This window comes from Terrisporobacter muris (genome assembly GCF_024621905.1).
Lineage (GTDB): Bacteria > Bacillota > Clostridia > Peptostreptococcales > Peptostreptococcaceae > Terrisporobacter > Terrisporobacter muris.
Window position 1 is genome coordinate 1 of the sequence record NZ_JANKBY010000081.1, and the last position, 12,721, is coordinate 12,721.

The 12,721-nt window shown below is 28.9% G+C and carries 13 protein-coding genes and 1 riboswitch; of the genes, 2 read left to right on the forward strand and 11 right to left on the reverse strand.

The annotated features are described in order from the left end of the window. Positions 1 to 437: 437 nt before the first annotated feature. From NSA58_RS08420 to NSA58_RS08460, 9 genes are all read right to left on the reverse strand, one after another. Complete coding sequence (locus tag NSA58_RS08420; protein WP_079768080.1) at positions 438 to 1,151, reverse strand: rhodanese-like domain-containing protein; 714 nt, start codon at positions 1,149 to 1,151, stop codon at positions 438 to 440. Positions 1,152 to 1,289: 138 nt separating this feature from the next. After that, positions 1,290 to 1,928, reverse strand: coding sequence for a thiamine phosphate synthase (locus NSA58_RS08425; protein ID WP_039681230.1), 639 nt, complete (start codon positions 1,926 to 1,928; stop codon positions 1,290 to 1,292). Beyond that, positions 1,928 to 3,031 (reverse strand): 2-iminoacetate synthase ThiH, encoded by a 1,104-nt coding sequence (gene thiH, locus NSA58_RS08430; protein WP_039681229.1) that lies wholly within the window; start codon positions 3,029 to 3,031, stop codon positions 1,928 to 1,930. Before thiH ends, NSA58_RS08425 begins: the two co-directional genes overlap by 1 nt. 12 nt (positions 3,032 to 3,043) lie before the next feature. Then, entirely contained in the window at positions 3,044 to 3,814 is a 771-nt protein-coding gene (locus NSA58_RS08435; RefSeq protein ID WP_039681228.1) for a thiazole synthase, read from the reverse strand. 12 nt (positions 3,815 to 3,826) lie between these two features. After that, a complete protein-coding gene (gene thiF / locus NSA58_RS08440) occupies positions 3,827 to 4,633 on the reverse strand; it encodes a sulfur carrier protein ThiS adenylyltransferase ThiF (RefSeq protein ID WP_334291557.1) in 807 nt (268 codons plus the stop codon). Further along, entirely contained in the window at positions 4,626 to 4,820 is a 195-nt protein-coding gene (gene thiS, locus NSA58_RS08445; protein WP_039681226.1) for a sulfur carrier protein ThiS, read from the reverse strand. The genes thiF and thiS overlap by 8 nt, the downstream gene beginning before the upstream one ends. 208 nt (positions 4,821 to 5,028) lie before the next feature. Continuing rightward, positions 5,029 to 5,129: riboswitch (TPP riboswitch) on the reverse strand. 72 nt (positions 5,130 to 5,201) lie between these two features. Next, positions 5,202 to 6,389 (reverse strand): NAD(P)-dependent malic enzyme, encoded by a 1,188-nt coding sequence (locus NSA58_RS08450; RefSeq protein ID WP_039681225.1) that lies wholly within the window; start codon positions 6,387 to 6,389, stop codon positions 5,202 to 5,204. A 26-nt stretch (positions 6,390 to 6,415) separates the two neighbouring features. Further along, positions 6,416 to 6,970: a Fe-S-containing hydro-lyase gene (locus NSA58_RS08455; RefSeq protein ID WP_039681224.1), complete on the reverse strand. Its 555-nt coding sequence runs from the start codon at positions 6,968 to 6,970 to the stop codon at positions 6,416 to 6,418. A gap of 9 nt (positions 6,971 to 6,979) precedes the next feature. Further along, positions 6,980 to 7,819, reverse strand: a complete 840-nt coding sequence (locus NSA58_RS08460; RefSeq protein WP_074080112.1) for a fumarate hydratase — start codon at positions 7,817 to 7,819, stop codon at positions 6,980 to 6,982. 205 nt (positions 7,820 to 8,024) lie between these two features. Here NSA58_RS08460 and NSA58_RS08465 point away from each other — a divergent pair, with 205 nt between their 5' ends. After that, complete coding sequence (locus NSA58_RS08465) at positions 8,025 to 8,852, forward strand: alpha/beta hydrolase (RefSeq protein ID WP_039681222.1); 828 nt, start codon at positions 8,025 to 8,027, stop codon at positions 8,850 to 8,852. Between the two features lie 170 nt (positions 8,853 to 9,022). Next, positions 9,023 to 9,643: a DUF3267 domain-containing protein gene (locus NSA58_RS08470; protein WP_039681221.1), complete on the forward strand. Its 621-nt coding sequence runs from the start codon at positions 9,023 to 9,025 to the stop codon at positions 9,641 to 9,643. Between the two features lie 174 nt (positions 9,644 to 9,817). Here NSA58_RS08470 and NSA58_RS08475 read toward each other — a convergent pair whose 3' ends face one another. Then, positions 9,818 to 11,014, reverse strand: a complete 1,197-nt coding sequence (locus NSA58_RS08475) for a DHHW family protein (protein WP_074080241.1) — start codon at positions 11,012 to 11,014, stop codon at positions 9,818 to 9,820. Between the two features lie 14 nt (positions 11,015 to 11,028). Further along, positions 11,029 to 12,444: an MBOAT family O-acyltransferase gene (locus NSA58_RS08480; protein WP_039681219.1), complete on the reverse strand. Its 1,416-nt coding sequence runs from the start codon at positions 12,442 to 12,444 to the stop codon at positions 11,029 to 11,031. Positions 12,445 to 12,721 lie beyond the last annotated feature (277 nt).

Consider the following 12,721-nt stretch of genomic DNA (forward strand, 5'->3'; position numbering starts at 1 on the left):
ATTAGCTATATTATAAGAGTATTATTTTTTATACTTATTTTCAATATAAATTTTCAAATATCTATGAATCAAAAAATTGTTAATTTTCGAATATTTTTATTCTATTATATCTTTTTAAACTTCATATTAATTTAATTTCTTAATAAAAAATTCGCTTCGCTCATGTGGCCAAAATTGAGAAATATATCGTCAACGATATATTATCGTTATCACTTCGGATAAATTATTTACTCAAATGAGATACCTTTAAGCAACCTGTTGGAGAATCATTTTGTTGCCACTTCAGGCAACTCCGTTGGTCAAAAATCGACTTTTTACATCTCAACATTTGTGGATATTACTTAATTTCACGATGTTCTCATAAATTTGAAAGCAGTATAATTTCCTTATATATAAAAAATGTCACACTAATTTATAGCGCGACATTTCTTTTTAACTTATTTTAATTTAAATTCATATTCTTTTACACCATCTATTGAATTAACAACATTAGTATATCCATTTTTCTCTAAAATTTGTGATGCTTCAGAAGTTCTAGTTCCAGTATTACAGTATAATAATATCTCTTGATTTTTATCTTTTAATTGCTCACTAGCTTTTGCTTCAAATTCATCCATTGGTATATTTACTGCATTTTCTACTGAGCTTTTTTCAAAATCTTTAGCATCTCTAAGATCTAAAACAACTGCATCTGTTTTTTCTGCTGCTAATTTTTCAAATTCACTTCCAGTTACATTTGTATATGTAACTGTATCATAATCATATTCTTCCATTCCATCTTCTGCATTGTAAACTTTAGTAAATCCTTTATCTACTAACATTTTTCCTGCTTTACCACTTTTATTCCCCGTATTACATATTAATACTATAGTTTGATCTTTATACCCTTCTAAATCACTTATTTTCCCCTCAAATTCATCAAAAGGTATGTTTATCGCATTAGCTAAATGTCCCTTTGCGTATGCATCAGCACCTCTAACATCTATTACTAATGTTTCTTTAGTTTCATTTACTAGTTCTATTGTTTTTGCTGAGTCTATTTCATTATACGACTCTCCACTTCCCTTTGAAGAACATCCTATTGCAGAACTTAATGTTACAACTAATAACATTCCTATTGATAAAACTTTAAATCTTTTGTTCATTTTCATGATTATCCCTCCAGCTACATTCCTTATTATAAGATATTTTAATAATTGAGCTTCTCAATTCATCTCATTATAACAAATTTGTCTTATTTAGGTAAATTAATATAGAAATAATCAATACTTTATAGTCATTTATAAATTTCATCTATATGTTGTAACACTTATCTCTTTTATATATTCCTTTATTTTCAATTCAACATTTCCACATGTAAATAAAGTACTCATAATCGCAAAATCATCTGCATAGTTTAGAACTTCTTTAACATTACAAGGTAATATGCCTCCTAATGCTACAATTTTAATATTAGTGATTTTCTTAGCATCTTTTAAAATATTTATTCCTTTAGGTTTTAAGTCTTTCTTACACTTAGTTTCGTATATATGTGACAATGTTATATAGTCTACATTTAAATGATTATTTTTAATTATTCTTTCTAAATCACTAATTTCACTTACGCTATGCAAAGATAAGCCTAAAATTTTATTTTCCTCAAAAATAAATCCTTCTTTTATTAATTTTAAAAAATTTTCAAAAGGTAGATGAATACCACTAAAATTAAGTTTTTTGTATAAATTTAAATTACTATTAATAATTAAATTAAACTTATCATCGGAATAATTTGTTTTATTTACAACCTTCCAATATAAATCAGTTAACTCATCATCACTCATATCTTTTTCTCGTAAGATAATATTCTTTATGCCACTATTTATAGCCTCATCAATAACTTTCAAATAATGATTTTCATCACATAAATGTCTATTAGTTATCAAGTACATTAAAATCTCACCCAATCTTTAAATACATATTGGTATCCAATAGACTTCAGCATATTAGCAACTTCTTCAATACTGTTATCATCATTTGTTTTAAATTGAGCTGTATTTTCTTCTCCCTGAGAGTGACCTCCCACATCTGTTGATACTGCTGCACTTAGTTTTGTAACTCCAAGAGGCATTAAATGTTTTCTCATATCTAAAGTTTCTCTACTTGAAACATTTAATGCTGCATGAGGATCAAATAACCTCATAACAGTTAAAATTTGAAACTCTGTAGCATCGTCAACCTCTACTATATCACTAAAACTTCCTTTAAAGGGTCTGATTCTTGGAGCAGAGTATGCTAGTTCTATATGAGGATATTTTGTTTTCAAATACTCCCCATGTAGAATTGAGAAAAACGCATCTCTTCTAAAGTCACTAAGACCAAGTAATGCACCTATTGATAAAGATCTCATTCCTGCGATAGCTCCTCTTTCTGGTGCATCTAGCCTGAATCTATAATCGGCCTTAGGTCCTTTTATATGTACTTTTTTATAAACTTCCTCATCATAAGTTTCTTGATATATAGTTAGTGAATCTGCACCCTTATAAACTAAGTGGGTATATCCTTCCACATCCATAGGATAAACTTCTATTGCTATTGATGGAAATTTTTTTGATAAAATCTCCACTGCATCACCTATATATTCAATACTCGACATTGTTTCACTTTCTCCAGTTAAAACAATAATATGTTTAAAGCCCTTAGCCGAAACTGCTTCCCCTTCTTTTTCTACTTCTTCTAAAGATAATTTTTTTCTTTTTATTCCACTATGACAATTATAACCACAGTAAACACAGTGATTTTCACAATAATTTGCAATATAAATAGGAGTATATAAAGTAGCAGTTTTTCCACAGTATTGTAATGCTAATTTACTAGCTTTTTGGGCCATAGATTCTAAATGTTTTCTTGCTATTGGCGAAAGTAAATTAAGTATATCTTCGTGATTTAACTTATCCTTTGATAAGCTTCTAAGTACATCTCTATCGCTTACCTTCTCAAAATATCTATCAAAGTCAAAATATCTATATTTTTCAATTACCTCATAAAAACTCATTTTATATCCCTCCTATAAGTTCCCTAAAAAACCAGTAAGAGGAGATGATGCATTCGCAAATTCTGATACAGCTCCAGTTTTTGCAAGAAATGCTGCACGTCCACCTTCTACTGCCATTTTAAAAGCTTTTCCCATAGCTACAGGGTCACCTGCTGATGATATTGCTGTATTTACTAAAACTGCTGCCGCTCCCATTTCCATAGCTTCCATAGCTTGAGAAGGCTTACCTATTCCTGCATCAACAATAATAGGAATATCCAATTCTTCTATCATTATTTTTATCATTTCTTTCATTTTAAGCCCTCTATTAGAACCAATTGGTGCGCCAAGTGGCATAACTGCTGCTGCTCCTACCTCTATTAATCTTCTTCCTGCATATAAATCAGGGCTCATATATGGAAGTACTACAAATCCTTCATCTGCTAAGATTTTAGTAGCTTTTATTGTTTCTTCATTGTCAGGTAATAAATATCTAGTATCTGATATTACCTCTATTTTTATAAAATCTCCACATCCCATTCTACGAGATATTCTTGCTATTCTTACTGCTTCTTCAGCCGTTGTTGCACCTGATGTGTTTGGAAGAATTGTCATCTCTTTTGGTATATATGTAAGAATATTTTCATTGCTGTTGTCTAAATCAACTCTTCTTAGTGCCATAGTTATTATTTCACTACCACTTTCTTCTATTACTTTTGGAAGTATTTCATTAGATCCGTATTTTCCTGTCCCAATTAAAAGTCTGCTATTGAATTCGTGCCCACCTAATATTAATTTATCCATTAATTTATCCCCCTAGATATAATCTATAAGTATTTTACTTGCCAAATTTGCCATGTGATTTGCACAAATAGCCACACGAGGCGCCATTAACCCCTCACCTTCTTTTGCTTCATGTACAAAATCACCACATATATAAAACTTATCTCTTATTTTCTTAGTTATAATAATATTTGAATCGTAATATCCTGCCATACCAGAAGATGCTATTAAATATTTATCTCTCATATGAAGTAAAACAAAATTACTTATTTCAGCTTTACAATTTGGATCATCAAAAGCTTCAAGTATTATATCTACTTCATGTAAAAAATTAATATTTTCTCTAGTAATATAAGCATTATGTATTTCAACATCTATGAAAGGATTAATTTTATCTAAATGTTCTTTCATGGCCTCTGTTTTGTACTTTCCAATATCATCAATAAAATATTGCTGTCTATTTAGATTGGAAGGCTCTACAACATCATAATCAACTAGAATTAACTTACCTACACCTATTCTAGCCAACGAAATGGCTATATTCGATCCAAGTCCTCCTAGACCTAAAATAGCTATCTTTCCTTCTTTTAACTTTTCATGCACTTTCGGTGTATGCCTTGCAATCATAAGGTTTTCTAGTTCATTCATAGATGGTTTCTTCCCTTTTTCTATTAAAGTTACTCTATCATTTTCTTTTAATATTTCATCTTCTTTAATAGGAAAACCATTCAAGACTACAACATCACTGCATTTATTGAAAATATTCTTAGCTTTAAAAACACTTATATTATCTTCAACTTCTTTTTCTATTTCATTAACAAATATTTTCAAATCAACCACCACCAATAAAGCTAATAATTTCTATTGCATCATGTTCCTTTAATATATAAGTTTCATACTGCTCATTTTCTAATATTTCTAAATTTATCTCTACTACAACCCTATCTTTGTTTAAGTCGTAATCATTTAATAAATCTAATACAGTTTTATTATTTTGGAATTCTACTACCTTTCCATTTATCTTCATCGTTACACCTCCTCACTTTTTATTTCAATAAAAAATTCGCTTCGCTCATATCGCCAACGGCTTCGCTCGTTGTTCAAGTCACAAAGTTGGAAATTATATGTTATCTACAGAGCAGATAACATATAATTTCCTTCAATATAAAAAAGCCTTACCCGTAGGTAAAGCTTGTAGTAATCACATATCATATGTAAAAGTTCACATATTTCATTATATAACACTCTACTCTTTCCTACGCTGGTATTATCCAGATCAGGTATAAGGGTTAATGTTTCCATCTCTCAGCCTTTTAGGGCACCCCTAGGTAAAACTTTTGAATTTATTTTAATTGTAGTACTTAAATTTATTTTTTTCAAATCAAAATATTTTTATTTTTATATTAATTTATTTTTCTATCCTTGCCACACCAGTTTTTATAGCAGCTTCTCTTACTGCTTTTGCCACATTCTTTACTACATTTTTATTGAAAGCGTCTGGAAGTACGTAATCTGGAGTCAATTCATCTTCACTAACTACATTTGCTATGGCATAAGCTGCTGCAACTTTCATTTCTTCATTTATTTCTCTTGCTCTAACATCTAAAGCTCCTCTAAAAATTCCGGGGAAAGCAAGAACATTGTTAACTTGATTAGGGAAATCTGAACGACCAGTACCTACTATAAATGCTCCACCTGCTTTAGCTTCGTCTGGGAATATTTCTGGAGTTGGATTTGCCATAGCAAATACTATTGCTTTATCTGACATAGTTGCTACCATTTCTTTTGTAACCATTTTTGGTGCAGAAACACCTATAAATACATCCTTATTTTTAATAATATCTACCAAAGTTCCTACTTCATTGTTTTTATTAGTTACTTTTAGCATTTCTTTTTGTGCCCAATTAATATCTTTAGAATTTTCATGAATCGCACCATTTATATCACATAAAACTACATTTTTTACATTTAAATTAATTAACATTTTAGCAATTGCCATTCCTGCAGAACCTGCTCCATTTATAACAATTTCTAAATCTTCTATTTTCTTTCCTGCTAATTTTGCTGCATTTAAAATTCCAGCAGAAACAATTATTGCTGTACCATGTTGATCATCGTGGAACACTGGAATATCTAATTCTTCTTTTAATCTATTTTCTATTTCTATACATCTAGGAGAGTTTATATCTTCTAAATTAATTCCTCCAAAAACTGGTTCCAGTAATTTAACAGTTTTTACAATATCATCAATATCCATAGTATTTATACAAATAGGAAAAGCATCTACTTCTCCAAATTCTTTAAATAATATTGATTTACCTTCCATAACAGGAATTGAAGCAGCAGCACCTATATTACCAAGTCCTAAAACTGCTGTTCCATCACTAACTACTGCCACCATATTACTTTTACAAGTATATTTATAAACCTCTTCTGGATTTTCTTTTATTTTTAAACAAGGTTCTGCAACACCTGGAGTATATGCAATAGATAAATCATCTTTGCATTTTACTTCTACTTTACTTTGTATGCTTACCTTTCCTCCATGATTTTCATGCATTTCTAATGCTAACTGTGCAAAATTTTTGTTTCCCATTCTAGTTCTCCTTTATTAGTTCTGATTTATTCCGATGTTTTTGCAAACATTGCTCTTCCTTTTTCATATATATTGTTACCATAACAATCTATGGCTACAATTAATTGTAAATCTTTTACTTCTAGTCTTCTTACTGCCTCTGGTCCTAAGTCATCATAAGCTATTATTTCACATTTTTTAATAGCATTAGAAATATATGCTCCAGCGCCTCCAATGGCCGCCAAATATACAGCTTTATTTTTTATCATAGAGTTTATTACTTCTTCACTTCTTTTCCCTTTACCTATCATAACTTTTAGTCCCCTATCTAATAAAGGTACTGTTAAGTCATCCATTCTATAACTTGTTGTTGGTCCTGCTGAACCAATTATTTGACCCTCTTTTCTAGGTGATGGGCCTACATAATAAATTCCTGCTCCATTCACATCAAAAGGTAATTCTTCTCTGTTATTTATTGCATTTATCATTCTTTTATGAGCTGCGTCTCTACCCGTATAAATTACACCGCTAAGTTTTACTATATCTCCGCAAACTAACTTTTCTATATCTTCATTTTTAAAAGGTGCTTTTATCTCTATCATATTCCCCTCCTATATAATCACTTGCTTATGTCTAGCAGCATGACAATTTATATTAACCACAACAGGAAGTCCTGCTATATGTGTTGGGAAAGTTTCAATATTCACTGAAAGTGCTGTGGTATTTCCTCCAAGACCTTGAGGTCCTATTCCTAAATCATTGATTTTTTCAATCATTTCTCTTTCTAAATCCGCTATTGTATCATCTTCATTATGCTGACCAATATTTCTAAATAGAGCTTTCTTAGCAATTTGGGCACATTTATCTACTGTTCCACCAATACCTACTCCCACAACTATTGGAGGACATGGATTAGGTCCTGCTTCACTTACAGCCTTCACTATAAATTTTTTCACACCATCAATTCCATCAGAAGGCTTTAACATTTTTAGCTGACTCATATTTTCACTTCCAAAGCCTTTTGGTGCATATTGAATTTTGATTTTATCCCCCTTCACCATTTCATAGTGAATTATGGCAGGAGTATTATCCTTTGTATTTATTCTAGTAATGGGGCTTACTACAGATTTTCTAAGATATCCCTCTGTATATCCTTCACTTACACCTTTATTAATAGCTTCTGTTAAAGTATGGCCCTTTATCATAACTTCCTGACCAACCTCCACAAAGAACACTGCCATTCCTGTATCTTGGCATAAAGGTGTATGACTTTCTTTAGCTATTTGAGCATTTTCTATCAATATTCTTAATATATCTTTTCCTAATTCACTTTCTTCTTTTTCTAAATTTTTCTCAAAAGATTTTATTACATCATCTCCAAGAAATATATTTCCCTCAATACAAAGCTTCTTAACCTCTTTAGTTATTATTTTTGAATCAATTTCCCTCAAACGAACATACCTCCCAAATAACCTTATAATTATTCGTATTTATATTTTAACTGTACCACTTTTTTCTAACATAAACAATATTTTAAAGAATAAAAAATAAATCATAATAAAAAAAAAGGGTATTCATTGCCCTTTATAGAATAGTAATATATTGTTAGTCCTATGCTTTTTTAGGATTTATTATAAAACTTGGGGAGTGAAATATATGAGTGTTACAACAGTAGATTTTTGGGTTAAATCATTTGATAATACTTATTTAAAATGTGCAAAAGAATTAGTAAATAGTCCTAAAGCTACTATCTTGATCCTGCATGGATTAGCAGAGCACTATAGAAGATACGATTATATCACTAGCAAATTTGTTGCAAATAATTTTAATATATATAGATATGACCACAGAGGACACGGTGATTCAGACGGTAAAAGAGGATATGTAGATGATGTTCATACATTTGCAAAAGATTTAAAAATTGTTATTGATTTAATTAAAGAAGAAAATCCCAGTCTTCCTTTATTTATTTTAGGTCAAGGCATGGGAGGACATATAATGAGTATTCTAGGAGGACAATATGATAACTTAGTAAATGGTATGATATTTTGCAGTCCTCTAGTTTGTGATTATGGTAATTATACAAATTGCAATTCCAATGAATATGATAGTGATTTTGACTTTGTTTCTGTGGGAAGTATTCATAACTTGAGTCATGATTACGATTTTATTCAATCTTATGATGAGGATGAATTAGTTCTGAAACAAGTAACTGTAGGTCTTTATCATGCTCTCAAAAAAAGTTGTTCGCACATTCTTGAATATTTATATAAATTTAAATATCCTTGTTTAATATTCCACGGATCTATGGATGCAATAACTGATTGTGAAGATAGTAGGTTTTTATTTAATAATATAATTTCTAAAGATAAAGAAATTAGAATTTTAAATGGTTTGTATCACAAACTTTTAGACGAATTAATCAAAGACGATATAGTTACAGAAATAAGCAAATGGATAGAAAATAGAATACAATTAATTTAGGAGAGTTGAAATTATTCAACTCTCTTTTTAAAAATATAATCCTTTAAAGAATAAACATCTTTCACCCTCCTTTTATTCTATTTTCCCAATTTATTTAGTTAAAAATTCAAGTAGGAATTGTATTAGATATGCTATAATTTCAGTGAAAAGTATTTTTTAAGGGGTTTGTTATGTCTGATACTATTAATGAAAAAGATTTGAAAAAACAAGAAGAAATAAAAAGATTTGAATCAATTAGGGAGGAAATGATAAACAAAGGATATAAAGAAAATCTAGGTATAATTACTGTTCAGCAAGCTAATATTTATTCACTACTTACTGCTGGTCCTATAGCTCTTATTTGTTTTATTATTTATATAAATAAATGGGATAGTATTTTCTTTGAGTTTACACCAAACACTCTTTTATTATATTCATTTTCTATAATTGCTTCTGTTGTTATTCATGAAATTTTACACGGAGTTGCTTGGAGCTTCTTTTGTAAGGGAGGATTTAAAAGTATTGTGTTCGGAGTTATGTGGAAATCTTTTACTCCTTATTGCCATTGTAAAGAGCCTTTAGACTTTAACTCTTATCTTACTGGTGGAATTATGCCACTTCTTATATTAGGAATTTTAGTATTTATTATTTCTTTTTTTACAGGAAATTCCTTAATATTAATTATAAGTTTAATAAATATTTTATGTGCAGGCGGGGATACTACTATTTGCCTATTATTATTAAAATACAAAGATGGTCTTTTTATAGATCATCCTACAGACTGTGGTTTTGTAGCATTCACTAAACAATAATATTTAACCCTCATAACTAGGAATTAAATTTTTCCTTCTTTATGAGGGTTAAATTATAAAAATCTTAGTTTTATATAAATAGCAGGTTCATATTGTATAGTCGTATATTTTCTGCTTTTAATGCTTCTTTTGCAACTTTCTTAGAGTTTTCTAATTATTGACGAATAGTATACTTTAAAGCTTATTTCTTTGGTCTTTTATTACATCTATCATAGATTTGAAATCCGTTGAATTATACATAAACATTACTATATCAGCATCACTATCTCTTATAATATCATCCATAGATAAACCTAGCTTGTCTGTATATCTAGGATCTACTAGTTGAACTTCAGAAAACACATCAGCAAATAGCCATGATGTAGGTGCTTGATAAGAGTCTCTTAATATAAGAATTTTCTTATCTGTTAAGGAATCTTCATTTCTGATTTTTAAAATATTACACGCATTACCAAGCATATATGCACCTCCGTATAATATTTCTTTTTCATTTCTACGGATAGCTACAAAGTCTTCTTCTTTTCCTTTAGTTTCTTTTTTTCCATCATATTTATAATACTCGTAGTTTCCTCTGTTTTTTAAACGAACGTAAGGTATCGTTTCATCTTCTTCAATTATTTTATTTAAATTCATATTGTAACTTCCTAAAAAATACCCTCTGTCAAAGTTTATCTGCTTATAATCATCCCAGTTTACATTTTTCACTTCATTCATTTGTTTAACAATAGTTTTAAAACCTTCAAATCCGCCTATTCCATTCCAGTGATGATCCGTTTTGAAGTATAATTTTTCTCTTTGATTTTCATTAAATCTAATTAAAAAATCTTCATCTATATCTATAAAGTTTATATTATCTAAATCTAAATAATCTTTAAATTTATTTTTATTAATAGTAGCATTTTCTAATCCGTCTGTATATTTAGGATATAAATGCGACAACATACTTTCTTTATGTGGAGTAGAAGCATAATACACTTTCTTATTTGAATTTATTGCTATTTTAGATAATTCATTTATTTCATTTGCTGTATCTTTTAACTCTTTATCTGATATTTTCTTTGCTGGCGTTGGCATAATCCAGTTATTTTCTAATACATAATAATTTTTTATTTTATTTTTTCCAAGCATTAATTGTAATTTAGAATATATTTCTGATAGTTCTTCTCTAAAAGGAAATTGATCTGAAAAATAATTTTCAAATTTACTTGTAAAGTCTTCTTTTTTTATATCCTTTATAGTGGGTATCTGAGTTAATGTTCTATTTTCAGATGCACTAGACTCTTTATCTTCACTTACTATATGAATAAGAAACATAGTCATGATTACAGTAACAAATGGAATAACTATATATTTTGCTTTTTTATTGTTCATAATGATTCTCTCTCCTAAAATCTAAAATATAAAAATGGGTTATATGTTGAATTTACTAATATCACAACAATAATAAACATTATTGACATTAGACACGCTGAATGTGTAAAATACATAAACCTACTTTCAACTAGTTTTTTATGATTCAACTCTAACATTGATTTGACCTTTGGAAGTACAGGTACTGAAAAAATTATAGCTAAAATCACAATAAATCCAGATTCATTTATATAACTAATAAATGAATTATTATATATTCCATTAGCCCCAATTCCACCTAAAACTCTTATAAAATCAATTGCCTGTGTTATATTTTCCGCTCTGAAAAATACCCATCCAATCATTACTATCAACACTAAATATATATGCCTAAATATTTGTGGTAATTTTTTCAATAATTTATCTAAAAATGCTTTTTCTAAAGCAATTAATATGCCATAATATAATCCCCATGCCATGAAAGTCCAGTTAGCACCATGCCATATTCCTGTTAAGGACCATACTATAAATAAGTTTCTATATTGCTTAATAGGAGAAACTCTATTACCACCTAAAGGAATATAAACATAATCTCTAAACCAACTTCCTAACGATATATGCCATCTTCTCCAAAATTCCGATACACTTTGAGAGATGTATGGATAGTTAAAGTTTTCAAGAAAGTCAAATCCAAACATTTTACCTAACCCTATGGCCATATCACTATATCCACTAAAATCAAAATATATTTGAAGTGTATAACATATTATTCCTAACCAGGCTTCCAATGTTGATAATTCTGAAACTTGAGCTGCAAACACACTGTCTGCAATTAAACCTAACTGATTTGAATATATAACCTTTTTTCCAAGACCAATTATAAATCTGTTAACACCATCAGCAAATTTGTCCATTGAATGTTTTCTATTGCTTATTTGATTATCAACTGTTTCGTATCTGACAATAGGTCCTGCCACAAGCTGTGGAAATAAACTTATATAAAGTGCCAAATCAAAAATATTGTTTTGAACTTTTCCATCATGTCTATATACGTCAATTACATAACTCATGGTTTGGAAGGTAAAAAATGAAATCCCAAGAGGCAATGCTATTGTAGGTATGTTTAGATTCATATTAAATAAACTGTTAATATTATCTATAAAAAAATTACTATATTTAAAAATACCTAATAATGAAATATTAAAAACCACAGCTATTATAATCCATAACTTCTTTTTCTTAACTTTATCCGAGGCTACTTTAAGTCCAAATATATAATTAAATCCTATGGATCCTAACATTAAAAAAACGTATTTGGGTTCTCCCCAGGCATAAAAAAATAAACTAGCAAGTAATAATACTAGGTTTTTCAACTTATTATTACATAAATAATAAAATATAAGTACTATTGGTAAAAATGCAAATAAAAATACTAAGCTACTAAAAATCATATTTACTTTTCAATTTTCATTAATAAAAATTGATTCCTCCCTCTTTTAATCTCTCTCTGACTTAAATATATCTTAAATTTTAATGAAAAAACTGTATTTAAAGGTATTGTGCATTCTTTGTTATAAAATCTTAGTAAATATCCATTTTCGTTATAAATTTGTAATAAAATTCTCAACAAATAAAATAATCATTATTTATATCTAATAAGCATAAAAATAGGAGGCTAAACTGAATAAAAGTATTAGACTCCTATATGAATTTATTTTATATTAGATC

Excerpts from the sequence above, each read along its gene's own strand:
- NSA58_RS08435 (WP_039681228.1), bottom strand. The coding sequence starts at position 3,814 with ATGGATAAATTAATATTAGGTGGGCACGAATTCAATAGCAGACTTTTA.
- NSA58_RS08450 (WP_039681225.1), bottom strand. The coding sequence starts at position 6,389 with ATGGGAAACAAAAATTTTGCACAGTTAGCATTAGAAATGCATGAAAAT.
- NSA58_RS08470 (WP_039681221.1), top strand. The coding sequence starts at position 9,023 with ATGTCTGATACTATTAATGAAAAAGATTTGAAAAAACAAGAAGAAATA.
- NSA58_RS08465 (WP_039681222.1), top strand. The coding sequence starts at position 8,025 with ATGAGTGTTACAACAGTAGATTTTTGGGTTAAATCATTTGATAATACT.
- NSA58_RS08475 (WP_074080241.1), bottom strand. The coding sequence starts at position 11,014 with ATGAACAATAAAAAAGCAAAATATATAGTTATTCCATTTGTTACTGTA.
- thiH (WP_039681229.1), bottom strand. The coding sequence starts at position 3,031 with ATGAGTTTTTATGAGGTAATTGAAAAATATAGATATTTTGACTTTGAT.
- thiS (WP_039681226.1), bottom strand. The coding sequence starts at position 4,820 with ATGAAGATAAATGGAAAGGTAGTAGAATTCCAAAATAATAAAACTGTA.
- NSA58_RS08480 (WP_039681219.1), bottom strand. The coding sequence starts at position 12,444 with ATGATTTTTAGTAGCTTAGTATTTTTATTTGCATTTTTACCAATAGTA.
- NSA58_RS08425 (WP_039681230.1), bottom strand. The coding sequence starts at position 1,928 with ATGTACTTGATAACTAATAGACATTTATGTGATGAAAATCATTATTTG.
- NSA58_RS08420 (WP_079768080.1), bottom strand. The coding sequence starts at position 1,151 with ATGAAAATGAACAAAAGATTTAAAGTTTTATCAATAGGAATGTTATTA.
- NSA58_RS08455 (WP_039681224.1), bottom strand. The coding sequence starts at position 6,970 with ATGATAGAGATAAAAGCACCTTTTAAAAATGAAGATATAGAAAAGTTA.